At 67.9% G+C, this 23,680-nt stretch carries 19 protein-coding genes and 1 pseudogene; 10 read left to right on the top strand and 10 right to left on the bottom strand.

Annotation, left to right across the window (positions count from 1 at the left end):
• The first annotated feature begins 476 nt into the window (after positions 1–476).
• Positions 477–1,871, top strand: coding sequence for an FG-GAP-like repeat-containing protein (locus tag ACIPSA_RS50435; protein WP_402648829.1), 1,395 nt, complete (start codon positions 477–479; stop codon positions 1,869–1,871).
• A gap of 669 nt (positions 1,872–2,540) precedes the next feature.
• On the opposite strand, the gene ACIPSA_RS50430 is transcribed toward ACIPSA_RS50435, so the two are convergent.
• The 4 genes from ACIPSA_RS50430 to ACIPSA_RS50415 all read right to left on the bottom strand — a co-directional run bounded on the left by ACIPSA_RS50430 (position 2,541) and on the right by ACIPSA_RS50415 (position 4,741).
• Positions 2,541–3,224: a hypothetical protein gene (locus ACIPSA_RS50430; RefSeq protein ID WP_402648826.1), complete on the bottom strand. Its 684-nt coding sequence runs from the start codon at positions 3,222–3,224 to the stop codon at positions 2,541–2,543.
• A gap of 101 nt (positions 3,225–3,325) precedes the next feature.
• The gene (locus ACIPSA_RS50425; protein WP_402648825.1) at positions 3,326–3,613 is read right to left on the bottom strand and encodes a hypothetical protein; all 288 of its coding nucleotides are present in this window, start codon (positions 3,611–3,613) and stop codon (positions 3,326–3,328) included.
• Between the two features lie 110 nt (positions 3,614–3,723).
• Complete coding sequence (locus ACIPSA_RS50420) at positions 3,724–4,062, bottom strand: ankyrin repeat domain-containing protein (RefSeq protein ID WP_402648822.1); 339 nt, start codon at positions 4,060–4,062, stop codon at positions 3,724–3,726.
• Positions 4,063–4,249: 187 nt separating this feature from the next.
• On the bottom strand, positions 4,250–4,741 hold the full coding sequence (locus ACIPSA_RS50415) for a hypothetical protein (protein ID WP_402648820.1): 492 nt from the start codon (positions 4,739–4,741) through the stop codon (positions 4,250–4,252).
• A 391-nt stretch (positions 4,742–5,132) separates the two neighbouring features.
• Here ACIPSA_RS50415 and ACIPSA_RS50410 point away from each other — a divergent pair, with 391 nt between their 5' ends.
• The 4 genes from ACIPSA_RS50410 to ACIPSA_RS50395 all read left to right on the top strand — a co-directional run bounded on the left by ACIPSA_RS50410 (position 5,133) and on the right by ACIPSA_RS50395 (position 11,039).
• Positions 5,133–7,244: an FUSC family protein gene (locus tag ACIPSA_RS50410; protein WP_402648817.1), complete on the top strand. Its 2,112-nt coding sequence runs from the start codon at positions 5,133–5,135 to the stop codon at positions 7,242–7,244.
• A gap of 501 nt (positions 7,245–7,745) precedes the next feature.
• The gene (locus tag ACIPSA_RS50405) at positions 7,746–8,015 is read left to right on the top strand and encodes a DUF3761 domain-containing protein (protein WP_402648815.1); all 270 of its coding nucleotides are present in this window, start codon (positions 7,746–7,748) and stop codon (positions 8,013–8,015) included.
• A 207-nt stretch (positions 8,016–8,222) separates the two neighbouring features.
• The gene (locus ACIPSA_RS50400; protein ID WP_402648812.1) at positions 8,223–9,914 is read left to right on the top strand and encodes an ISAzo13 family transposase; all 1,692 of its coding nucleotides are present in this window, start codon (positions 8,223–8,225) and stop codon (positions 9,912–9,914) included.
• 108 nt (positions 9,915–10,022) lie between these two features.
• Complete coding sequence (locus ACIPSA_RS50395; protein WP_402648809.1) at positions 10,023–11,039, top strand: alpha/beta hydrolase; 1,017 nt, start codon at positions 10,023–10,025, stop codon at positions 11,037–11,039.
• A 302-nt stretch (positions 11,040–11,341) separates the two neighbouring features.
• On the opposite strand, the gene ACIPSA_RS50390 is transcribed toward ACIPSA_RS50395, so the two are convergent.
• The 5 genes from ACIPSA_RS50390 to ACIPSA_RS50370 all read right to left on the bottom strand — a co-directional run bounded on the left by ACIPSA_RS50390 (position 11,342) and on the right by ACIPSA_RS50370 (position 16,165).
• Complete coding sequence (locus ACIPSA_RS50390) at positions 11,342–12,724, bottom strand: dihydrolipoyl dehydrogenase family protein (protein ID WP_402648807.1); 1,383 nt, start codon at positions 12,722–12,724, stop codon at positions 11,342–11,344.
• A gap of 225 nt (positions 12,725–12,949) precedes the next feature.
• Positions 12,950–13,357, bottom strand: coding sequence for a 2Fe-2S iron-sulfur cluster-binding protein (locus ACIPSA_RS50385; RefSeq protein ID WP_402648804.1), 408 nt, complete (start codon positions 13,355–13,357; stop codon positions 12,950–12,952).
• Between the two features lie 90 nt (positions 13,358–13,447).
• Positions 13,448–14,713: an MOSC domain-containing protein gene (locus ACIPSA_RS50380; RefSeq protein WP_402648802.1), complete on the bottom strand. Its 1,266-nt coding sequence runs from the start codon at positions 14,711–14,713 to the stop codon at positions 13,448–13,450.
• Between the two features lie 109 nt (positions 14,714–14,822).
• A complete protein-coding gene (locus ACIPSA_RS50375) occupies positions 14,823–15,044 on the bottom strand; it encodes a nuclear transport factor 2 family protein (RefSeq protein ID WP_159055120.1) in 222 nt (73 codons plus the stop codon).
• Positions 15,045–15,298: 254 nt separating this feature from the next.
• Entirely contained in the window at positions 15,299–16,165 is an 867-nt protein-coding gene (locus ACIPSA_RS50370; RefSeq protein WP_402648799.1) for an alpha/beta fold hydrolase, read from the bottom strand.
• Positions 16,166–16,724: 559 nt separating this feature from the next.
• On the opposite strand from ACIPSA_RS50370, the gene ACIPSA_RS50365 reads away from it, so the two are divergent.
• The 3 genes and pseudogenes from ACIPSA_RS50365 to ACIPSA_RS50355 all read left to right on the top strand — a co-directional run.
• Positions 16,725–17,672, top strand: coding sequence for a pyridoxamine 5'-phosphate oxidase family protein (locus ACIPSA_RS50365; RefSeq protein ID WP_402648797.1), 948 nt, complete (start codon positions 16,725–16,727; stop codon positions 17,670–17,672).
• Between the two features lie 489 nt (positions 17,673–18,161).
• On the top strand, positions 18,162–18,911 hold the full coding sequence (locus ACIPSA_RS50360) for a transposase family protein (protein WP_402648796.1): 750 nt from the start codon (positions 18,162–18,164) through the stop codon (positions 18,909–18,911).
• Between the two features lie 10 nt (positions 18,912–18,921).
• A pseudogene (locus tag ACIPSA_RS50355) lies at positions 18,922–19,890 on the top strand (aldehyde dehydrogenase family protein); the annotation flags it as partial.
• Positions 19,891–20,834: 944 nt separating this feature from the next.
• Here ACIPSA_RS50355 and ACIPSA_RS50350 read toward each other — a convergent pair.
• A complete protein-coding gene (locus ACIPSA_RS50350) occupies positions 20,835–21,584 on the bottom strand; it encodes a glucose 1-dehydrogenase (protein WP_402648795.1) in 750 nt (249 codons plus the stop codon).
• Between the two features lie 334 nt (positions 21,585–21,918).
• On the opposite strand from ACIPSA_RS50350, the gene ACIPSA_RS50345 reads away from it, so the two are divergent.
• Positions 21,919–22,506, top strand: coding sequence for a TetR/AcrR family transcriptional regulator (locus ACIPSA_RS50345; RefSeq protein WP_402648792.1), 588 nt, complete (start codon positions 21,919–21,921; stop codon positions 22,504–22,506).
• 603 nt (positions 22,507–23,109) lie between these two features.
• Positions 23,110–23,550: a VOC family protein gene (locus ACIPSA_RS50340; RefSeq protein WP_402648791.1), complete on the top strand. Its 441-nt coding sequence runs from the start codon at positions 23,110–23,112 to the stop codon at positions 23,548–23,550.
• Positions 23,551–23,680 lie beyond the last annotated feature (130 nt).

The following is a 23,680-nucleotide window of genomic DNA, read 5'->3' as shown; positions in this document are numbered from 1 at the left end:
CATCCGCATACCTCACACACCACGGGGTACAGCCACCCATCCACGCCCATCAGGGACTTCGCGAAGATTCACCCCGACGAGCTGAAGTCAGTAAGGGGGCCGCCGTGGTCCAGTGCTGGTGCGACGGATTCGGCACGCAGGCGGTCCGTGCTCAGCCATGCACGGGGTGATCGGCCTGCGATCGCGGTTCCCGTGCTGGGCCATCGACCGGGGCGGAGGTTCCACGACAGCCCCCGGCCGCGGACAGGCCGGCAGCACAAGCCGACGTATCAGCTACATCATCCGATGAGAGGTGGCGCCGGTGGCCGCGGTACAACCATCGGTGCCGGTGGGAAGTCTGTTCACTGTCACGCAGCACGTGATCAAGCGGGTAGCCCGCCGGACACGGGGTTGCGGGCCATCATTCTGGTTCGCGGACGCCGTCGGTGTCCGCGGTGAAAGAGGGGGTTTGGGTGCGTCACTCAGTCAGACTTGCCGTGGCAGCGGCCTTAGCGGCCTGCCTGACCGGCACTCTGGTGGCCGTTTCGGGCGACCAGGCCGTCGCCGCTGAGTCCAAGTTGGCCGACGACTTCAATGGCGACGGATACCGCGACCTGGCCATCGGTATGCCCGAAAAGACGATCAGCGGGAAGAAGGGCGCCGGTGCTGTTCTGATCACCTTCGGCTCCGCTCACGGTCTGACCGGCAAGCACGTCTACATCACGCAGAACTCCACCAACATCCCCGGCACGGCCGGGGATCAGGACTTCTTCGGCAGCAGCCTGGCCAGCGGCGACATGAACCGCGACGGGTACGCCGACCTGCTGGTCGGCAGCGAAGGAGATGCGTCGCAGAACGGCTCGGTGACCGTGTTGTGGGGCGGCGCCTCACCGTTCCGCAGTGCCCTCGCACTGCCCTCGGGACCGTCGTATCCCGGCCGCATGTTCGGCGCCGGCATCGCCGTGGGTGATTTCACCGGCGACTCCCGGCCGGACATCGCCGTCAGCGGCCAGACATCCCTGCGGCTGTACTCTGGCGCGTTCACCCGCACCAAAGCCCCGGCCGGAAGTGACGTGACCGACGCTGATGGCACCGGCAGCTGGAACCTCGCAGCCGGCGACTTCACCGGCGACGGCAAGGACGAACTGGCCGTCGTCCAGCAAAAGACCACCCTCGTCTACGGCCAGGCCCTCGGCACCACCGACCCTGGCTCCTTCACCGCCCAGGCTCGGCTCGCCGGCGGAGACCGCGTGGCGGCCGGAGACCTCAACGGCGACGGCCGCGACGACCTCGCCATCGCCCTGTCCAACCCCCGCCTCGACCCTAACGGACTGGCCGATCCCAGCCACGGCTCCGGCTACATCACCGTCCGTTACGGCGACCCCGACATCGACGGCGGTCTCACCCCCTCGGGCCGCATCTACCATCAGAACACCGCCGGTATCCCCGGCAGCAACGACAAGGAAGACGAGTTCGGCGCGGCAATGTCCATCGCCGACATCAACGGCGACCACCGCGCAGACCTCGCCATCGGCATCCCCTACAAGACTGTCGGCCGAGCCTTCAGGGGAGGCGACGTGCTCGTGCTGCGCGGAAGCGCCGGCGGGCTCACCACCACCGGCGCCGCACGCTACTCACAGAACACCCCCGGCATCCCCGGAAGCGCCGAGAACAACGACACCTTCGGCTCCCAGATCCACCTCGCCGACTTCAACCGGGACGGCAAGGCGGACCTCGCCGTCTCCGCCCCCAACGAAGACCACGGCAACGGCGCCCTCTGGCAACTACGGGGCACCCGCACCGGCGTGAGCACCAGCGGCGTCAGCGCCTTCGGTCCCAACGAGTATGGCGTCTCCTCTGGCTCCCGCATCGGTGAAACCCTCCTCGGCTGAGGTCTCGTGAACACCAGGTCGGGCTCCCGTGCGCCTCTCTCAGCCCAGGCGCCCGGGAGCTGACGGACTCACGAGCGCGCGGGCGCGCGTCGATGAGCCCGTGCCCGGATCCGTACGCCCACACGCGACCTGTACGCGATGGGTGCACTCGTGCGGCCCGGCCGTCCCACGTACGCCATTGGGAGGTACGGACTGCCTCAGGCCGCCGCCGGATCAACTGATCGCGGTCACGTGGGGCGGCTGCTTGGTCAGCCAGGATAGACACGGCCCCGGACCATCGATGCGGGGACCGGCGCCTGCAGGTGCAGGCCGGTGCGGCGGTCTCGGGGCGGCCGGTCATGAGGGCTCCGGTGTGGCCGGGGGTCGAGCGCGGCGGGGGCCTTGACCTGGCGGCCGACCTCGCCGCGGTCCGCCGGCGCACCGCCCACGCCGCTGCCCAGCGGCGCACGGACCGGTCAGGCCGCCGCGGCCATGGGCGCTCGCTGGAGTCCCACGCCTTCACCCTGCTCGCACAGGGATCAGACTCGAAAATCGGCTCACTTACCAGGAAGAGAATTACCACTTTGCTGAGAGGTCGTCTCGTTTGGTACGGAAGTGACAGAAGTTAAGTCCGTCTGCGCGGTTCAGTTCAGAGACAGGGAATGTCGCTAACGGGCGGCGTGGGGTGGTTCAGCCGCCAGGACGGTGCGCGTGCTCCAGCCGGTCCAGGAGGTCGCCGATTCTCAGCCCGGTGCTGACCACCAGGTCCTCGATGGCATCGTCGACTTCGCCGGCACGCTCCAGGCTCGCACTAAGGACCGAGGGCGGCGGGTAGCCGGTGAGGGCGCGCATGTGACAGCTCCAGGCGGCAGCCGCGGCGATCCATCCGAGCTCCAGTCCCTGGGGTGCGTCGGCGTAGCGGCGGTACAGCCAGCCGGCCAGTTCACCGGTGAGCTGGGCGTCGTCGGTGCCCGGGCCCTGCCTGAGCTCGGCCGCCAGTTCCCCGGGGGTGTGCTCACGCAGGACACCGGACGGGGCGCTGACGATGGCCAGCTGCCGTTGCCCGTCGTCGAGTTGAAGCCACCGGTGCAGCGTCTCGCGCAGGCCGTGGGTGACCTCGTGCAGGGTGAGGCGGCTCAGATCGGCGCCGGGGCCGGCGATCCCGCTCTCCCCCACCGTGGGCGCCGGGGCACCGTCCACACGGTCGGCACCGGTTGCTTCCCTCACCCAGGCCAGCGCGTAGGCATCCGGTCCTCGCTCGCTCAGCCAGGTGCCGAAGTCTTCGGTGGCAGGGGTGGGTTCGTCGCTCATGGGGACCTTCTGCTCGGCGGCGGGCGGTGACCGGGCGCCGATGGCGGCGGCTGGCGGCAGCATGCCCGCCACCGTCGGGCCGCAAGAGCCCGGCGGCAGGCCCGCCCCGTCACGCGGGAGCGCCAAGCAGGACATGGGGCACGCCGTCCCGCCGGACGGAACGTTCAATGCGACTGCGGATCATGCGGCGCAGGTGGGACCACATCATCGAGGAGCCCGAAGCCGTCTGGGAACTTGGCCAGGAACTCCCGTCGCGCGGGGCCCGCTTCGGCTTCGGCCATCGCTTCGAGCAGGGCAATCAATTCGCTCCGCTGGTCACTCGACAGTCCGCTGACCAGACGGGCGACGCCCTCCAACACCTTGACGGCATCGTCCGGATCCACCTGTTCGTCGTCACTGCCCTCGATGAACCACAGAACATCGCCCAACGCCTCGGCCAGGGCGTGGGTCAAAGACGAGTACGCAGACATCACGGGCGGGCCCCCAGCAGGTCACAGCAGCAGCGTTGCGGCCATCCCACCGCACACCACTGACATCACGCTCAGACAGCCTCCGGGAACCATCACCTGGAGCACCGGGCCATGTGCTGTGTCAGCAGCTTGATCGCCGGCTGGTGGTCGTACTCCTCGGCCACGTCCATGGGAGTGTCCCCGGCCGGATCGCGCAGCTCCGGGTCGGCGCCGAACGCGAGCAGGATCGCGGTGGTGTGGACCGTGAGCGGCTGGCGGCTTTGCAGGGCGCCGTCTCCCTCGACGTCGAGCGCATGAGTGAGGAGCGTCGCCGCGCCGAAGACCTCGTTGGGATCGGCTCCGTCCGCGAGCAGACGGGCCAGCGTCTGAGCGTCCTCGAGTTCCACCGCACGGTGCGCCGGAGTCCACGTGAAGTCGTCCACATGGGTCATCCAAGCGCACGTCCCGGACCAACGACCAGGCGGTTTCTGCAGGGCCGCCGGTGATTCCGGGACGCCGTGTCGCAAGGCAGCAGCTGTCCTGCGACTGTCGGGCGGTTCAGCGTAGGCGGCCCGAGCTTCGGCGCTGGGGTCGCTGCGCGGCCCGTCGGGGGCGCCGGGCGGGCGCGGCCGGGCGGGCTTAGGGTCCGGCGGTGGGCGAGGAGAAGCCACCGGGAACGCCCGCTCTGGCGGCCGGTACCGGCGCGGGAGGCTGTGCGCTTGCGCGCTGGGGCCTGGCCGCGCGGGCGACGACGGTGGTGTGCGCAAGCAGCGGGGCGCAGGCCGCGCAGACTTCTTCGATGTTCCAGACGCGGCCCACGGTGGGGTCGTGCCGCAGGACCAGCACCACGGCGCCGGCGCACTGGGTCCGGGTGTCCGGGTGGGCCTCGCAGCGTGTGGAGCCGCAGTGGCACCAGGCGTTGGCGCGGACGGTGGCCGCCTTCGCGTGAGCGGCGGCGTGCTGCGCGGCGAACCTGCGCAGGGCCGCCAGGTCCTTGGATCTGCCGGGCATCGTGCAGGCCGTGTTGCTGCAGGAGACGGTGGCGGAGCGGTCGGCGTAGCCGGTGAGGCGGACCGTCCAGGCCCGCCCCGGGACGCGCTCGATGGGCGTTGCAGGGTGCGCGGTCGTCACGCAGGGCCGTCCGTTCGTAGTAATGGGGGTTGGCTTGTAGGTCTAGTACGTGCCAGCCGGTTGCCGATGGAGCATCCAGCTGCCGTCCGTCGACAGCGTCGGCCCGGAGTGGTTTTGTTCACGAGTTCCGGCTCTGGCTCAACTTCTGTGATGTTGCTCCCGAGCCAGGAACGCGGCAAGCCTCGCGCCTGGGTCGTCGGTCAAGTGGTGCTCGGACCGTCCGGTCGGCCAGGTCGAGATTCCGTCGCCCATCCACCGTGGCACCACGTGGAAGTGAAGGTGCGGCACCGACTGTTCCGATCCCGGACCGCTGGGCGAGTGGCAGCCAGGCTGGGGCGGGCGGAGGATGAGAGCACCGCTCCCGTGCCTCGCCACCAAAGGAGGCCTGGACATGCGCTGGTGGTCATCGCTGATCACGACGGGCCGGGACGGACTGCGCGTTCAGCGGGCATTCGCCGCCCCTCTGGTGATCGCGCGAGCCGTGCTGGCTGTACTGCTGGCCACGGTCCTCGGTCTGCTGCTCGACGAGCCAGTAGCCGGTGCCATGGCCAGCGTCGGTGCGTTCATCTGCGGCATCGGTACGCTGCTGAGTCCACTGAGGCATCCCGTGGTGAACGCACTCGGGATGGCCGTGGCCTTCAGCGTCATGGCGGTGCTCGGGGCCCTGGTGCATGGCACCGCCTGGCTGTTCCTGCTGCTGCTCGCGGTCTCGGCGTTCGCCGCCGGGCTGTGGCGGACGATGGGCGTCGCCCCCGGCATTCGAGGTTGCCTAGCGGTGATCGGGCTGATGATCACGGCTGATCTCGCACCGGACGTACAGGGCGGCCTGATGATGGCCGAGGGGATCTCGGTAGGGACCGCGCTCGTCGTGGCGGTACACCTTCTCCCGCCTTACGGTCCGCGGTTCGCCGCCCAGCGCCGCGCCCTGGCAGCCGTGTACCAGTCGCTCGCCGAGGCCTCGATAACAGCCGATCCTGCCAGTCCGGGCGGATCCGCTCCGTTCACGGCGGCCCGGCAGTCCCTGGACCTCCTCCCGCAGTTCAGCCGGCCGGCGGCGGCGACCATGTTCGGCCTGCTGGGAGAAGCGGAGCGCATCCGCCGCGCGCTGCACACCATGCGGGTGACGGTACCCGCGGCGACAGCGGCCAGGCACCATGAGGTACCTGCCGCCGCCGCACAGATGCTGGGCAATATCTCGCGCACGGTGGTCTCCGGTCGCGAGCACCGCACGCCCGACGAAGTCCGCACGCTACTGAACTCTCGGGCGGCCGCTTCGCCTGTGCGCGGTGTGCGCGAACTGGCCACCCGCCTGCGGCTGGCCGACGAACTGGCTCTGCGTTCGACCGACGACCGCCTCGGCGACGTTCTCGAACCCCACGCAGAGGTGCCGGGCCTCTATGCGGGCACCCGCTTCGGGGTACGCAACGCCCGGCGAATCCGGGCGCAAGTGCACCCCCGATCGCCGATCTTCCGACACGCGGTGCGGCTCGCGGTGGGCGTGGTGGTCGGTGAGATCATCGGCCGGTCGATCGGGGGATGGGCCGGGCTGGGAATCTCTGCGCACGGTTTCTGGGTGGCTCTGTCCGCCATGCTGGTGCTCTTTCCCGAGTATGGACACACCGTCGCCCGGGGCTGGGGACGGGCAGTGGGCGCCGTGCTGGGTGGCGTCTTCGCCTGGGCGCTGTCCCTCCCGCCCTGGTCGCCCGCAGGCCTCGCGGTCGTATCGGTGGTGCTGGCCGCGGTGTCGTTCGGGACCCTGCGGACCGGGCAGCTCATGCTCAACCTGTGGCTGACCACCTGGATTGTCTTCCTCATCCACCACGTCGGCGGGCTGCCCGGGCCGACGGCGTGGGCCCGGGCAGCCGACACGGTGGTCGGTGCCGCGCTCGCCGTGCTCATTTTCCTGGCCTGGCCGACCTGGTCCACCCGTCGGGTGCCGGGCCTTCTCGCGGAGTGGCTGCGGGTTCAGGACCGACTACTGCCGGAGCTGCTGACCGGCTACGCCGACGTCGGAGCGGCCGACCTGGCAGCCGTCGACTCCCTGCGGGCGCAGTCACGGCAGGTCAGGGAGCACCTCGAGGTCGCGGTGGTGCGGGCGCCCGCCGAGCCGGCCGAGCATCGAGGCCCGTGGTCGACTGCGCAACTGGAGCAGATCAGGACGCAGGTGTCCACTGTGGCCGGATGCGCCACGCTCCTGGGCGAACACCTGCCGCATACCCCGCAGGACACCGTGCCGGAACTGACCGAGATGGTCGATCCGCTGCACGAACACCTCGCAGCCCTGGCCCGCGGCGCAGCGGGAGCCGAGACCGTGGCCCCAGGAGCACTGCGATCCGTCTTTGACTCCTTCATCGCGCGCTCTGGCCTGCTGACCGAGATGTCCGAGGGCCCCAGCAATGCCACGATCGGCCGCGTCGTGGGCCTGAGCACCGCGACCGTGGATGCGGTCGAGGCCCTGACCACCACCATCGCCAACCGCCGTCGCCGCCACGGGGCAGCCTAGATTTCGCACCGCCGCCGGCAGGGTTGCGTCGCTTCGGTCGCTGCCGGCCGGTGGCCTGACCAGCCTCGGCGGGCCGTACAATGAGCGCCCGGGCGAACCTCGTGCGGTGGCAAGCAGACCTGGACGCCGAGAACGAGCCGGGTGTCGGGTAACGATCGGTCGCGTGATACGAAGATTGTCCGACGGAAACCGCAGGTCGCGAGCGAGTCTCACGACGGATCAGGCTCATTGCCGGGCGAGCTGGGCGCCCACTCCTGCGATCGTGGTGACACCCAGCCTGTTCCTCAGCGGTGCACGAGCCGTCAGACGCGCCGTGGAGCGTGCGGGCAAGAGCCGCTTGATGGCCGTTACTCACGCCATCACGGGGGCCGTGACGGTCCCGCCCCCTGGCGTCCGCACGGCCAGCCACCGGCGTCTTGCCCGGTACCGGCCGGTAAGTCCTTGAAGCCGCTATAAAGTTCCCTCGGCACTTGCTCAACTTCAAAAAAAGGGGGGATCCTTTTGCGCGCTCGTCTTGCTGTCTCAGCCGTCGCTGTCGCTCTTGCCAGCGTCTTCTTCAGCGCCCCAGCCGCCTCCGCGGCGACGCTGCCGTCCACCAACACAGCCCACCACTGCGTCCACCACACCACCGGGCTGTGCGGCTGGACCCACCACAAGACACCGAGGGACAAGTACGAGACGGCGAAGTGCAAGGACGCTTCCGTGTCCTATTCCCGGCACTCGCAGGGCACCTGCTCCCACCACCACGGCGTTCAGTACTGGTTCAAGTAGTCCCCCCACCATAGGTGGCCTCCTCCGCTTCGGGAGGAGGCCACCTATGGCGCTCAAGGCCTCACACCACCGCGACCAGGGGTGCGTCAAGAGCCCCGTCAACGCGGCAGCACTCCGGCTCGATCAACCTTCGCCAGCATGGGACAGCACTAAGGGCGTGCAGATCTTTAACTCGTGGCTTTCTGTTCGGTGGTTCGTTGGTCTGGCATGAGCGGGTTGGAAGGGCAACGGGCCGTGCTGGCAGCCAAGTTCGAGGCGATCCTGCCTCACCTCGACGAGCGGCAGCGCCGTCTGGTGATAGGGGCGGAAGCCCAGTCTCTCGGTCACGGCGGGATCAGAGCGGTCGCCCGCGCCGCCGGTGTCCGCGAGGCCACAGTGTCTGCCGGAATGCGCGAACTCGACGACGGAGAGGTGCCGTTGGGACGGGTTCGTCGGCCCGGCGGTGGCCGCAAACGCGTTGCCGATCGGAACCCAGCCGTTCGGGAGGCACTTCTCGCGCTGGTCGAGCCCGACGTCCGCGGGGACCCGATGTCGCCGCTGCGCTGGACTACCAAATCCACCCGCAAGCTCGCCGAGCAGCTGACCCGGCAGGGGCACAGAATCTGTGCGGATACGGTGGGCGACCTCCTGCGCGAGGAGGGCTTCAGTCTGCAGAGCAACGCCGAGACTCTGGAAGGCAAGCAGCACCCCGACCGGGACGCACAGTTCCGCTACCTCAACGAGCAGGCCCGCGACCACCAGGACTGCGGGGCTCCGGTGATCAGCGTGGACACGAAGAAGAAGGAACTGGTCGGCCTGTTCAAGAACAACGGCCGTGAATGGGAGCCGAGAGGCGAGCCGGTGCGGGTCGACACCCACGATTTCCCCGACCGCGAGCTGGGCAGGGCGGTGCCCTATGGCATCTACGACGTCGCCGCGAACACCGGCTGGGTCAACGTGGGCACCGACCACGACACCGCCGCGTTCGCTGTCGAATCAATCCGCCGCTGGTGGATCGGAGCCGGCCAGGCCGCCTATCCAACGGCCGACCGGCTGCTGATCACCGCTGATGCGGGCGGCTCCAACGGCTATCGCACCCGCACCTGGAAGACCGAACTCGCCAGGTTCGCCGCCGAGGCCGACCTGACGATCACCGTCTGCCACCTGCCTCCCGGAACATCGAAGTGGAACCGGATCGAGCACCGGCTGTTCTCCCACATCACCATGAACTGGCGTGGAAGGCCCCTGACCAGCCACGAAGTCATCGTCGAGAGCATTGCCGCGACCACCACCAAGACCGGCCTGACCGTGCACGCCGAACTCGACACCAACCCGTACCCCACCGGTGTCCAGGTCAGCGACGACGAGATCGCCGCCCTGCCGATCACCCGACACCGCTTCCACGGCGACTGGAACTACACCCTCCACCCGCAGCATCCGCTGGACGCGACGGCGGCCAACAACACGTCAGGCCAGGTCACGGCGAACAGGGGGCCTACCCTCACGCAGCATTCGCTGCAGGACCCTGAGCTGACCGGCATGACCCGCCAACGACTCAGCGAACTCATCGACGCACTGACTCCCGCGCTGGAGGTCCAACGCGAGCGAGTGCTCCGCACACGCCGCGGTCACGAGCGCATGGTCGCCCCCGGCACAGGCGCCAAAGCCAAGCTCACCCCGGCCGACCGGGTCCTGGCCGCCGTGCTCCACCTGCGCAAACTCGCCACCATGGACCTCCTCGGGCAACTCTTCGGCGTCACCGCTATGACCATCAGCCGAGCGAAACAGGAAGTCCGCCCACTCCTGGAAGCACATGGCCACCGCATCACCACCTCAACCGCCCGCCTCCGCACACCAGCCGACGTCGCGACGTTCCTCGCTTCCGACCCCACCCAAACCAAGGTCAAGAAGACGAGTTAAAGATCTGCACGCCCTTAGGAATAGCTCTGGTGGTCTGGGGTCAGATTCCTCCACAGGATGGTCCGGGCGGGCCGCACAGTGGACCCCCGGGAAGACCCTGCTGCCGCGGTGGCCGACAGGGCCGCGCCGAAGTACGCCCCGTGCGGCAAGCCGCCGGTGAAGCTGGAGAAGCAGGACCAGGACTTCCTCAACCAGTTGGCGGCCGCCGACGGCCCACCGCTGTACACCCTGTCCTACAAGGCCGCTCGCCAGGTGCTCGACAAGCTGCAATCGGGGCCCGTGGCCAAGCTCCCCGCCGACATCACCGAGCGGACAGTCCCGGGCGGCCCCACCGGGCCGGCGTCCATCCGTGTCGTCCGGCCGGCCGGCGTCAAGGGCCCGCTGCCCGGCATTGTCTACATCCACGGCGGCGGCTGGGTCCTTGGCAATGCGATGACCCACGACCGCCTGGTCCGCCAGATCGCCAACGGGGCGCGGGCCGCCGTGGTATTCGTCAACTACACGCCCTCCCCCGAAGCCCAATTCCCGGTCCCGATCGGGCAGGCCTACACAGTCGCCCAGTGGGTCGCCCGCAACGGCCGCACGATCGATATCGACCCCACCCGGCTTGCCATCGCCGGTGACTCCGTCGGCGGCGACATGACCGCCGCCGTCACCCTGATGGCCAAGCAACGCGGCGGACCGCACTTTGTCCGGCAGGTCCTGCTCTACCCGGTCACCGACGCCCGCTTCGACACCGCCTCCTACAATCGGTTCGCGGAGGGCTGTTGGCTCACCCGCCCGGCCATGAAGTGGTTCTGGGATGCCTACGCCCCCGACCCCGCCGTCCGCGCCCAGCCACTCGCCTCACCGCTGAACGCCAGTGTCGATCAACTCCGTGGCCTCCCCGAAGCACTGATGATCACCGACTCGGACGCCTTGCTCGACGCGGCCAATGCCTACGCCGCGAAACTGCAAACAGCCGGAGTTCCCATCACCCTCACGCACTACGGGTCCATCACCCACGACTTCATGATGCTCGACGCCCTGGCCGGCACCCAGGCCGCCAAGGACGCCGTCGCGGAGACCACCGGCGCCCTCCGCGAAGCCCTCTACGCCCCACGCCAGCCCGGGCGGGGCAAGTGACACCGCGGCGCCCGCCGCTGTAGTGACCTGCACCACCGGTGGTTGGGTGGCGCTTACCCGCTCCAGGACTGAGAAGGCTGCCGCAGTCGCTCCGGACACGTCGCGTAGACGCCCCCAGCGCCGCGGTCACAGGTCCAGGACCAGGTCCGCCAGCGGCTGCGAGGAGCAGATGGGGTCCTGGAGTCCCTCGGAAGGCTTGCTACCGACAACGGTCGGCTGACCGACGGCACCGTCCTGATCTGCTGCTCGCGTCTTCCTGCGGACGTCGTCGCGGACCTGCGACCGCTAGGGCGGTCACCTCGTTAGTCCTGGAGTACGGCGAAGAGAAGATTCAGTCCTTCGGTCATCGTGGGGTGCGTGATAATCATGTCGCGGAGGGCGGTGTAGGGGAGATCGGCGAGCATGGCGGTCTGCACTGTGGTGAGGGTCTCGCCACTCTCCGGGCCTAGGAGGGCCACGCCCAGGATGCGGTCGGTGCGGGCGTCGACCACGGCCTTCCAGAGGCCGTCCGTATCCCGCATCGTACGCGCCCGCGGGATGGCGGCCACCGGCAGTCGGGCGACGCGCACGTGGTGTCCGGCGGCACGGGCCTGGGACTCCGTGAGCCCGATGCGGGCTAGTTCCGGGGTGAGGAAAGTGGTGTGGGGAACAAGCCGGTCCTTTGTGGAGCGGGAACCGCCGGCAAGGTTGGCCTTAAGGATCCGGTAGTCGTCCAGGGAGATATGTGTGTACTGCGGGCTGCCGGCGACGTCTCCAGCGGCCCATGTGTGCGGGGCCGAGGTGGCCAGGCGGTCGTCGACTACGACGAAGCCGGCGGCTGTGGTCCGGACCCCGGCGGCAGGGAGGTCAAGTCCGGCAGTGACGGGTCGGCGGCCGACTGCGACAAGCACCTCGTCGCCGCTCAGCACCGTGCCGTCGGACAGGGCCACAATGACCCGTCCGTCCGCGCCCCGTCGGACGGAGGTGGTGAAACGGTGGGTGAGGACGTCAACGCCACCGGCGGCTAGCAGGCTGGTGACCGCCTGCGCAATGTCTTCGTCCTCCCTCGCCAGCAGCCGCGGGCCCCGGGCCACAAGGGTCACCCGGCTGCCGAAGGCCGCGAACATGTCCGCGAACTCCAGACCGACCGTGCCGCCGCCGATCACGATCAGGTGCTCCGGCAGCCGCTCCAGGTGCAGCAGGGTCTCACTGGTGAGTACACGCGCGTCCGCCAGGCCTGGGATGTCGGGCACGAGTGGGGTCGTCCCGGTGTTGACGACCGCTTCAGCGCCGCGCAGCCTCCGGGTGCCGCCGCTGTTCAGGGTCACCGCTACCGTGCGTTCCGCAGTGAAGCGGGCCTCTCCGAGGATGAAGTCCATGCCGGAGTCGACGAACTGCTTGTGATTGATGGTGACCATGCCTTCCACCACGCCGGTCTTATGCGTGCGCAGCAGTTCGGCGTTGGCCTCGGGGGTTTCAGTCACAAACCCCAGCTGTCGCGCCCGGGCGAAGGTGCGCATGGCGCGGGCGCTGGCTACCAGAGCTTTGGTGGGGATGCAGGCGACGTTGATGCAGGTGCCGCCGATCATGCCCCGCTCTACCATGGCGACCCGTTTGCCGCTCCTGGCCCAATCCATGGCAAGCGTCTTGCCGGCCTTTCCGCCGCCTACGACGAGCAGGTCGAACTCCTCAACCGGGTCGACCATGTCGACCATCTCCGTCCTGTGTGGCTTGCCCTCTGCCGCGGTCCGTCGAAGGAAAGGAGGGGCACGTGTCGTCGTGGGTAGATCACTCCTGGCTCCTGGGGCGTCCTCGGTGGGGACTGACATGCCGGACGGCGGACTACCTGCGCCCGCAGGTTTCGCCGAAGGGCCTGGAGGTGGAGGCTTCGCAGTGACGATGCCGGTCTGTGCACCGGCATCCCGGTCGACTTACAGATCCAAAACGACGCCTTCGGTGGGCTTGGAGCAGCAGATGAGGATGTTGCCTTCGGCTGGTGGTTCGACCGGATCAGGTGAGTAGTCGACGGTGCCGGACATCAGGGCGAGTTCGCAGGTGTGGCAGACGCCGGTGCGGCACGACCACTGGACGGGGACGTCGCACGCTTCGGCGAGTTCGAGCAGGGAGTCCTGACTGTTGTTCCAGGGGACAGTGAGGCCGCTACGGGCGAAGGAGACGGGAGGACCGGTGCCGACGGGACCTGCGGGCTGGTGGGGCGCGGGTGCGGTCGAGGAACCCTTCACTCCCGGGGTGAGGGAGGGCCCGGCGCCGAAGATCTCGGTGTGCACTCGCGACGTTTCCAGCCCGGCGTCGACGAGCGCGGTGGTGACACTGTTCATGAAACCCACGGGCCCGCAAAGGTAGGCGTCGGCGTCGGTCGGCAGGCCTAGACCCAAGATGCGGTTGGCCGAGAGCCGGCCGGCCTCTGTCTAGTCGACGCCCTTGCGGTCGGCGTCGCTCGGTTTGCTGTAATAGATGCTTGACCGGGCGTTCGCAAGGCCTTCGATCAGGTCGTGGCTCTCCTGAGCAAAGGGATGCTCGGTGCTGTCACGGGCTGCGTGCAGCCACCACACCTGGCGCGGGGAGCGGTCACGCGCGAGCGCGTGGAGCATGGCCAGCACGGGAGTCACCCCCACTCCCGCGGACAGCAGCACCACCGGGTTGTCGCCTTTGGACAGGCAGAACGTTCCGCGGGGCGCGGCGGCCTCCAGGGTGTCGCCGACGCGTATGTGGGCGCGTAGCTCGTTGCTGGCAGCGCCGTGCGGTTCGACTTTGACGCTGATGCGGTACGTGCCGGTGCCGGGCTCGCCGGACAGGGAGTAGCTGCGGATCAGAGGCGGCACGTGTCCCTCGAGCGGGACCTTCACGGTGAGAAACTGACCGGGCAAAGCAGTGGGCAGTGCTGAACCGTCGGCTGCGGCCAGGGACAGCGAGAACACACTCCGGCTCTCGGGCTGGATGCGCGTGACGGTCAGCGGGCGGAAGCCGGGCCAGCTGGGCGGCGGGGCAGTGGCGGCCTTGTTCAGCCCGGCGCTGCCCGAGGAGCCGTCGGCCGCCTCGCTGTCGGCCTGGTCCAGGAGAGTCTGCATGGAGCCCTGCCAGCCGGGACTGAGGGCCGGGATCCGCAGGGCCCGTTCGACCTGCTCGCGTGTGTGTCCCGGCAGGTAGAGCACCCGGTCGATCTCCTCGACGGTCATCGCCTCGGGGCCGGTGGATACCTTGACGATCTCCTGCCCGGCCTCGACCTGGCCCTCCTCGATCACCCGCAGGTAGAAGCCGGGGCGGTGGTGGGCCACGAGCAGGGCCGCCATCTGCGGCTCTCCCATACGCAAGCCCACTCGGTAGCAGGTCACCCGGGGCTGGGTGACTTCGAAGAGCGCGCCGCCGATGCGGTAGCGGTCGCCGATGCAGACCTCGTCGTCCGGCAGGCCGTCGACGGTGAAGTTCTCCCCGAACTGGCCGGGCGCCAGGTCGTCGCGGCCCAGTTCCTTCGCCCAGAACAGGTAGGAATCGGCCTGGTAGACCAGTACTGCCCGCTGTTCGCCGCCATGCCCGCCCAGATCACCCTGGCCGTCGCCATCGATGTTGAGGCGCCGTACCATCTGCGGCCCGGCGACGGTTTGCTTGTACACGCCGGTGTGCACCGTCTTGCCGTGCCAGGGCACGTCGTGGGGCATCCCGACGTTCACTGCCATCAACGTGGCCACCACGCCACCTCTCTTACCGCTACTTCCCATGTCAGGAACTGGTAGAGCCTTGACAGGGAAGCGACTTGCATCGGTTCCGGGCCTCTTGGCCGCCGTCTCAGTCGCTTGCAGTCACGGCCCTGGCGACCAGGTCGGTGTCCTCGTACAGGTGCAGCCGGACCAAGTACCCTGACTCGACGGTGAAGTGAAAGGCGACGAGCATGCTGAGGTGGCGGCCGTTCGCTTTCACGACAAGGCTGAACCGGCCCAAGGCCACCGCGTCGGCGCCGTCGACGAGGATCTTGTCGATGCTCGTCTCGCTCTTTTCCGGGACGAACACCGGCCACAGAGTCGAAGTGGTCGGGAACCTGTTCGCGTCGCGTGCGCCGACCGGCCCGCGGCAGCATGCTTTGGTCTCCAGGCACAAACCAGTCGATCTCCTCGGCGAAGACGTCGGCGACGCGGTCGGCGTCGCCCTCACCGAGCAGCCGGAAAAACCTCCCGCCGGTTCTCGGACGCTGGCCTCCTGGGCTGTGTCATGAGTCATGACTCCTCCTTTTTCGCCCAGGTGCAGCCCAGGATTCCGTCCGCGCCTCAGGTGAGGACGCGGCCGAGGAACCCGTGGATGTAGCCGCTGATGGCATCCAGGTGCGTCTCCAGGGCGAAGTGCCCGGCCGGCAGCAGGTGGACTTCCGCGTCGGGCAGGTCACGGGAGAACGCCCGCGCGCCGTCCGGCCCGAAGATCTCGTCCCTCTCGCCCCAGACCGCGAGCACCGGCACCTGGCTGGTGCGGAAGTATTCCTGCAGCTGCGGGTAGCCGTCGATGTTGGTCGGGTAGTCGCGGAACAGTGCCAGCTGCACCTCGTCGTTGCCTGGCCGGTCCAGCAGGGCCTGGTCGTGAAGCCAGTTGTCCGGGCTGACCAGGCTCTTGTCGGTGGCACCGTTCTCATACTGCCAGCGGGTCGTCTCCGGGGCGAACTTGGCCCGCGCGCCCGGTTCGGTGTCGGGTCCGGGAGCGGTGGCGTAGGCGAACAGGTCGTCCCAGAAGGGCTTGGCGAACCCCTCCATGTAGGCGTTGCCACTCTGCGAGATAATCGTGGTGACTTCATAGGAGGGACTGAGGGCCAGCCGCCACCCGATGGGTGCCCCATAGTCGTGCACGTAGATGGAGAGGCGCTTGATGCCCAGCTGGTCGAGCAGCCCCCCAGTAATATTGGCCAGGTTGTCGAAGGTGTAGTCGAATTCTCCGACCTCGGGCATGGAGGACTGGCCGTAGCCGATGTGATCGGTAGCGATCACACGATACCGGTCGGCCAGTGCCGGGATGAGATGACGGAACATGTGTGAGCTGCTGGGAAATCCATGCAGCAGCAGGATGACCGGTGCTTCAGTGGGACCAGCCTCGCGGTAGAAGACCTCTTGGCCGTTAACAGTCGCTGTTTTGTGATGCGTGGGGAGCATGACGACCTCCTGGGATCTTCGAGCGCGGAATATGCGTCAAATCCGCCCGCAGGCAACCCCTTTCGCTGCGATGATCGGGGGGGTGGTCACGTGCCCAGGCTCGGGAGTGTTTTCCCCTCGCCGACGTGGCGCCTCGAGACAGATGGCGTTGGGCGCAACGTGTTCACGCTAGACCCGCCCCCCCGGGGACAGCAACACAGAGACGGATAAATGCGACCTTTCAGATTTCCTTTGCAGATGGCGAAACGGGAATCGCGGATGCATTAAGGCACGAGGAGGTTGCGGAGGGTCACCGTCCCGCTCTGCGGAGCGCAACTTGTCTGCACAGCGCCAATTACTCGGGTGGGCTCGAATTTCAAATATGCGTCTTCACCTAGCACTGCACCGCCTCGCGATGGCTGCGGGTCTACGCTGGAATGAACCGTCCGCTCCCACCCATCGGATCGTCGGCCGTGCGGGTAGCCAGCTCTAGCGTGGTCATACGCGGCATGAAAAAATTCTTCTTCCGACCGTATGCCGCCGCTGCCTGAAGGCGCTGACAGCAGTTAGGAATGCCACCATGCGCAATAGCGGCTCCCATCTGGCCTCCTACCATAAGGGTGAGTTGGCCGCTCAGGACCGCGCAGGATTCCGTGAGCACGCCGATCACCTGCGCCCGATCATCAGTGACAGACTTCCCCGTGGCGCCCGCGACTTCCTTGCCGATCTGCGGTTCCTGGTTGTCGGAGCAACTGCACCGGACGGTCAAATGTGGGCGTCCATGGTGTACGGACAGCCGGGATTCCTGCAGGCGCTTGGCCCTCGCGAGGTGCTCATCGGAGCGCGCCTTTTGGATGTCGACCCGCTGGCGGCGGTCTTGGCGGCACCTGCACTTGTGGGCACTCTTGCCATCGACTTGAAAAACCGTCGACGACTGAGGATCAACGGTCGGACCGTGCCCGCGGCAGGGGGACTCAGGCTTTCAGTGGACCAGGCATACGGCAATTGCCCCAAATACATCCAGAGCCGCGAACCGCAGGAGGCAGCACCTGCGCCCAGGAAGCCCCAGGTGTCGGAGAGCAGCGAACTGCTCCCGGAGCAGCGCCGGATGATTGACACCGCGGACACGTTCTTCATTGCCTCCGCTTCCACGGCGGGTGACGCCGATGCCTCCCATCGCGGCGGCAACCCCGGCTTCGTCAGCAGCCTGTCCCCGCAACGGGTCCAATGGCCCGATTACGAAGGGAACACGATGCTGATGACCCTGGGAAATCTCACCGTCAACCCGGCCGCGGGCCTGTTGTTCATCGACTGGAAGGTCGGCAGGACCTTGCACCTGACAGGTACGGCGGTGATCGACTGGAGTGCGGACACCGCCGCTGAATTCCCCGGCGCGGAGAGAACGGTGGAGTTCCAGGTGGCCAAGGTCATCCAGATCGACCACCCGGACGGCGCCCTGGTCTGGTCCGCGCCGCAGTATTCACGGTTCAACCCGCCGGTGGCGCCGGCAACCCCAGGGGGCCCTTAGCCGGGCCACAGAGTCACCCGCCACGGGGCCCGGTAAGCAGCCCAACACGGAAGTGAGCAGACGACCCCCACCCATCGCCCGACGGCGCGTCAGGTGGCCGGAAACTTAGGGCTAGGGTGTCCAGATCACTGGTCACAGGGGGCTACTTGCCCTGGGCTGAAAGGGCGAGGAGTGTCGGCGGCACAGGGACCGGGCCGCCGCGCCCAAGGGTTTCTGAATCGGCGCGACCCTCCAGGAGGTCACCCCCGTGCTCACCGCGCTCGGGTACAAGGTCCCGGCCGGCACCGTCACCGTGACCACGGCACAACAACTCGCCGCGATCGCCGGGCACGACCCCACCCTCCCGTAATCCCCACCAAGATCGACGAGTTATTGAGCTTCTTCGAGCGGGCCACCGATCGGGTGACGGTCCGTGAAGCGCAACGAGCGAGGCCCCCGGGCAGTTGATCGAGATGTCTGACGTCTCAACCACGCTGCTCAGGGGCCTCGTTGGTCATCTATCCTGCCGCACTCGACCTGCCACATGCGCTCGTGGAGCGGGTCACCATGCTCATCGTCACCCGTGAGGGTGACCGCCGCTGCAAGCTCCGTCCGTCCCAGCGCGCGATAGTGGCACTGGTGTACCTGCGCGAGCACACCACCCTGGCGAAGGTCGCTGCCGGGTTCGGGATCAGCGAGTCCACCGCCCACGCCTACACCAGCGCGGTCATCGACCTCCTCGCCGACCGTGCACCGGGCCTGCTGAAGGTCCTACGCGAGCAGGATCCGGACTTCGTCCTCCTGGACGGCACGCTCGCCGAGTGCGACCGGGTCGGCGACGGACGGGCCGACTACTCCCGCAAGCACCGCCGGCACGGGGTGAACGTGCAGGTAGTCACCGATCCGGACGGCCGGCTGCTGTGGCTCTCGCCCGCGCTGCCGGGCCGCTCCCACGACCTGACCGCCGCCCGCACCCACGGGATCATCCGCATCTGCGAGCGCCAGGGCGTCCCCATCCTGGCCGATCTCGCCTACCAGGGCGGTGGCCCCTGGCTGACCACGGGCATCAAACGCAGGCCCCTGCGGGAACTCACCCCTACCGAGAAGACCGTCAACCGGGCTCTGGCCGCGGCACGGGCACCGGTTGAGCGCGGCGTGGCCTGCCTGAAGTCCTGGCGGATCTTCCGCAGGTCCCGCTGCAGCCCCAACCGCATGACGTCAATCGCCAAAGCCATTCTCACCCTGGAGCGGCAACGCTGAAGAGGCTCAATGTGCCCACAAGGTCGCCCCGGTTATCGCGGCCGGCGCCCCGATCATCCTGAAGCCGGCGCCCAATACTCCGCTGTCTGGTCTGATCCTGGGTGACCTGCTTGCCGAGACCGAACTGCCGGCCGGTTCATGGAGCATCCTTCCCGTCGCCAATGACCGGATGCCGGGGCTGGTGCAGGACGAGCGCCTGCCCGTCATCTCGTTCACCGGCTCCGAAAGGGTCGGGTACGCCATCATGGACTCGGTTCCCAGGAAGCACTGCACACTGGAGCTCGGCGGGAACGGGGCGGCCGTGGTGTTGGCCGACTTTGCGAGCGACGAGGATCTTGACTGGGTCGCCAAGCGTATCGCTGTGTTCTCCAACTACCAGGGCGGGCAGTCCTGTATCTCCGTGCAGCGTGTCATAGCCGACGCCGCGGTGTACGACCGGCTGCTGCCGCGTATCGTGGCGGCCGTTGAGTCTCAGGTCACCGGGGACCCCTCGGATGACAGAACTGATGTGGGTCCGCTCGTCAGTGAGGACGCCGCATGCCGCGTCGAGTCGTGGGTCGACGAAGCCGTCGGCTCCGGGGCCACGCTGTACACGGGCGGCAAGCGGGAGGGCGCTTCGTACGCGCCTACGGTCCTCGCGGATGTTCCGGCAGACACGACCTTGGCCTGCGAGGAGGTCTTCGGGCCAGTTCTCACGGTCCTCAAGGTTTCCGGTGAGGCCGAGGCTTTCGCCGCTGTGAACGACTCCAAGTATGGCTTGCAGACGGGTGTGTTCACACGCGACCTGCAGGCTGCCTTCCGGGCACATCGGGCTCTGGAGGTCGGCGGAGTCGTGATCGGCGACGTGCCCTCCTATCGCGCCGACCAGATGCCCTACGGCGGGGTCAAGCAGTCTGATGTCGGCCGCGAAGGAGTGAAGTTCGCCATGGCGGATTACACCTACGAGCGCGTGCTGGTCCTTACTGACCTGGCGATATAGCAGTTCGCTCACAGCCCCCTGTGAGGCGAACGCTCGCCGGGAACGACGGTGCGAGGGGGCGTACGAGAGCCGTGCAGTACGACAGGACTGTGGGTGGCTCCGCTGTGCGGTTCGTTCAAGTCTGCGGACCGAGCAGCGCCAGTTCATCAGATGTCGTGCTGCATGCTCGGCGCCGGTGGTCGCGGAGGGCAGGCCGGCGTCCGGCTCGAACCCGCCGTCGCCGCCCCTTGTGCAGATCCGGCTGAGCAGTTCGGCATCCCGTGGTCCTCTCAGCCGGGCCATGGACCGAAGGAGCCACAGTGGACCAAGTGATGGCACACGAGGTCGACAACCATGTCTCCCCTGCTGCTCGTTCAGCTTTCGCACGCGCCTCGTTCGGTGCGTTTCATCGTCAAGACCCCTTGACGGACGGCGCCCGCCGTCCTGGTGCTGTGACTGCTCGGGTTCGTCACGCTCTACTCGCGCGCGGGTGGCGGCCGCGGACGTGGTCAGCGGTGGTGATCTGACTCGCACGGACCATAGGAATGGGGCCCGGCCGTTCACGGCCGGGCCCCACTCATGTCGCTTACGCCGGTGCCCAGAAGCACACGTCTTTCCTATGGCCGCAGCGACGGAGGGACTCGAGGTATTTCGTGCCCTGAGATGCCCTGCCGGAGCCCCATGTCTTCTGGCGCTTCCGACGGCTGTATGAACTCGGTGGCTGCGGCGGCACGCACGGTCGTCGGCGCCGCCGCTGGCCAAAACCGCCGGGCGACGGTGCTCTGCTGATCATCTGTGTGTACGGCGTCCGACTCCACGCCCTCAGCCGATTCCGGGGGTCGCAGTGTGCCCGCACACCGGCGGGGCTGCGCTCGCCCGAAGGTTCGGTGTGACTACCGGTGTGACCGCGACGCGGTCACACTCTTGTCTTCGCTGGGACGGGCAAGCGCATCGTCTTGCGGCGCTCAGATCTGGTTGAGTCCGCCATCGACGAACAGCTCGGATCCGGTGACGAAGCTGCTCTCATTGCTGGCGAGGAACAGTGCGGCGGCTGCGGCCTCGTCCGGGTGCCCCATCCGGCCCAGCGGTATCTGGCTGGCGAAGGCGTCCCTCATCTTCGCGGCCTGGTCGGCGTCCGCGGCCAGGCCGGTGATGCCCGGCGTGACGATCGGGCCGGGCACCAGGGTGTTCACTCGGATTGCGCGGCCGCTGAGTTCGTTGGCCCAGGTGCGGGAGAAGGAGCGGACCGCGGCCTTGGACGCGGCGTACACGCCGAAGGCGGCGCCACCTGAGGTGGCAGCAGTCGATCCGGTCAGGATCACCGAGGCGCCGTCGTTGAGCAGCGGAATTGCCTTCTGAACGGTGAAGAGCATGCCTCGCACGTTGATGTTGAAGGTGGCGTCGAAGTGCTCCTCGGTGACGTGCTCAAGCGCGGCGAACTCACCGCCGCCCGCGTTGGCGAACAGTACGTCGATGGACCGGCCCCGCTCGGCGACAGCCGCGTAGAGGCGGTCGATGTCCGCGAGGTTCGCGACGTCGCCCCGGACGGCGGTGGCTTCCCCGCCGATCTCGGCCAGCGCGGCGTCGAGAGCCTCCTGCCGACGGCCGGTGATGAACACGTGCGCGCCCTCACGCGCGAATCGCTTGGCTGTGGCCAGTCCGATTCCGCTGTTGCCTCCGGTGACGACTGCCGTCTTCCCGTCAAGCTGTCCCATGATCGCTTATCCCTGTCCGATGCAAACGCCAAAAGTCGTGCACCATGTGTCGCTGCAGTGTTACAGCCCGGAGCGGACAGCCCCGGGCCACTTATGGACTGTACGGTAAAGAACCACGTTATGGACCGCTCGGGCAAAAACGTGACTGCATCCACACCGCCGAGCGGCAACGAGCCGGCCGACGCCGGCCCGCCCGCAGCTAGGACGCCGGGGCGCCGGGGGGAGTCGTGCGCTACACACCCCGCCACCACCCAGCCTGTCCCCCCGTGTGCCGTATGCAGCCGGGCGCTCATGATCTGGACCGATAGGTCAAGAAGGATGTATGCTGTTGAACATGGGACGGCCGCGGAATTTCGAGGAGAACCAGGTTCTGGAGTCTGCGCGCGAGCAGTTCTGGAATCAGGGGTACGCGGCGACGTCACTGCAGGACCTGATGGGCGCCACGGGACTGGGCAAGGGGAGTCTGTACGGGGCCTTCGGCGACAAGCGGCAGCTGTTCCTGCACGTGCTGGACGGCTACCGCGACGAACAGCTCAACGGCGTCCGGGCGGTCCTGACCGGGCCCGGTACGGCCTTCGAACGCCTGACCCTGCTCGTTGAGGGCGTGGCCAAGGGATTCACGGAGGACCCGCAGCGGCGCGGCTGTCTTCTGGTCAACAGCACGTCCGAGCTGCACAGCAATGATCCGGACGTCGTCTCCCGGGCCCGGAGCAGCTACCAAGCGGTCGAAGATCTTCTGATCGTCTGCGTGAAGGAAGCCCAGGACGAGGGGACGGTCGAACCGGGGGCGGACGCCCAGGAGGTCGGGCGGCTGCTCCTTGCCGTCATGCAGGGCATCGAGTTTCTCGCGAAGACCGGCATGGACGGCTCAGCTCTGCTGCAGATAAGCCAGGCCGCCCTCAAGCAGCTCTCCCGACACTGACCATCCTGCGGGCCAGCACCCTTCACAGGTGACGTGCCGACCGGCAGGGACCCGGGTGGGCCCGCTTGAGTCGGCTGCGAGCACGCGCATTACCTGCCCTCCGAGCACCTCCACGAGTGGCCCGGGCGCCAGCCCCAGCGCGGTTGACGGCCTGCCCCTTTCGCCATGCCCTTGAGCAGGCACTCCGGCCGGGCAGCTGCGCCATCGACTGCGCGGCAACGCGGGCCGGACGACGCTCCGGCAGCCGACGGCGCCGGCCCATTGCGCACGGGCCCTGACGGCAAAGTCTCCAGGCTACCCAAGTCCGCGCGGGACCTCGCTCGCGCCTCACTTCCGCACGCCGACGGCGATTCGCCAACCGGTGCATTGATCCACTGACTTCGCAATGCACCTGAAGAGGACATAAGTTCTTGACTGTATGGTCCATAAGACCTACGTTTGGCCTACGACCCGCGGATTCGCTATTGCAAGTAGACGTCGGGTCGGCGGCAAACGGGCACAGACTGTTCCGCTGCACGGCACAGAGAAGCCGGGCGGAATGCGCGAGGGGTCTCGCGTGCCCCACCGCAAACGCCTGCACCCGCCCAACGAAAAGTGATCACCATGACCACCGCTGCCCAGCCGCCCTTCCCCTACAGCCTCCACAACGTGACGATTTCCGTCAGTGACCTCGACGCGTCGATCCACTGGTGGAACCGGGTGTTCGGCCTCACCCTGCTGGCGAAGTCCCGCTTCGACGCCATCGGAGCGGACGTCGCCTTCCTGGAGGGCCCCGGGTTCCGGCTCGAGCTCCTTCAGCCCGCGGACGGTGTGCGGATCCCCGAACTGACGGCAGAGCCCCCCGCCCACATCCGCCCGATCGGCAACAAGGCCCTGGTCTTCCGCGTCGAAGACCTCGCCGGCGTGACCCGCACCTTCCGTGACCTGGGCGTGACGACCGTCTGGGAGCAGATGGACCTCGGCGACGGCAGCATCTCGACCGCGATCCGCGACAACGACGGAAACCTCATCAACGTCTTCCAGCAGGGCGCAAGCCCGATCTGAGGCTGATCCTTTGGAGTGGACACCCTGACAATGGATCTAGTGCCGCATCAGGGAACGTTTGCCCTGTTGTGATGTGACGCGCCGTCCGGATGCCGTGCCGGGCGGCGTGTCGTTGCCAGGCTGTGCGGGT

Source organism: Streptomyces sp. NPDC086549 (assembly GCF_044746205.1).
Taxonomy (GTDB): domain Bacteria; phylum Actinomycetota; class Actinomycetes; order Streptomycetales; family Streptomycetaceae; genus Streptomyces.
Note: the sequence above shows the minus strand (reverse complement) of the source record. Positions and strands in the feature narration are given on the sequence as shown.

Bases quoted from the DNA above. Each gene is read 5' to 3' on its own strand.
- ACIPSA_RS50430 (WP_402648826.1), bottom strand. From the start codon at position 3,224: ATGCTGCCGCCAGCCGCCGCCATCGGCGCCCGGTCACCGCCCGCCGCC.
- ACIPSA_RS50420 (WP_402648822.1), bottom strand. From the start codon at position 4,062: ATGACCCATGTGGACGACTTCACGTGGACTCCGGCGCACCGTGCGGTG.
- ACIPSA_RS50410 (WP_402648817.1), top strand. From the start codon at position 5,133: ATGCGCTGGTGGTCATCGCTGATCACGACGGGCCGGGACGGACTGCGC.
- ACIPSA_RS50400 (WP_402648812.1), top strand. From the start codon at position 8,223: ATGAGCGGGTTGGAAGGGCAACGGGCCGTGCTGGCAGCCAAGTTCGAG.
- ACIPSA_RS50390 (WP_402648807.1), bottom strand. From the start codon at position 12,724: ATGGTCGACCCGGTTGAGGAGTTCGACCTGCTCGTCGTAGGCGGCGGA.
- ACIPSA_RS50385 (WP_402648804.1), bottom strand. From the start codon at position 13,357: ATGAACAGTGTCACCACCGCGCTCGTCGACGCCGGGCTGGAAACGTCG.
- ACIPSA_RS50380 (WP_402648802.1), bottom strand. From the start codon at position 14,713: ATGGCAGTGAACGTCGGGATGCCCCACGACGTGCCCTGGCACGGCAAG.
- ACIPSA_RS50370 (WP_402648799.1), bottom strand. From the start codon at position 16,165: ATGCTCCCCACGCATCACAAAACAGCGACTGTTAACGGCCAAGAGGTC.
- ACIPSA_RS50365 (WP_402648797.1), top strand. From the start codon at position 16,725: ATGCGCAATAGCGGCTCCCATCTGGCCTCCTACCATAAGGGTGAGTTG.
- ACIPSA_RS50350 (WP_402648795.1), bottom strand. From the start codon at position 21,584: ATGGGACAGCTTGACGGGAAGACGGCAGTCGTCACCGGAGGCAACAGC.
- ACIPSA_RS50345 (WP_402648792.1), top strand. From the start codon at position 21,919: ATGGGACGGCCGCGGAATTTCGAGGAGAACCAGGTTCTGGAGTCTGCG.
- ACIPSA_RS50340 (WP_402648791.1), top strand. From the start codon at position 23,110: ATGACCACCGCTGCCCAGCCGCCCTTCCCCTACAGCCTCCACAACGTG.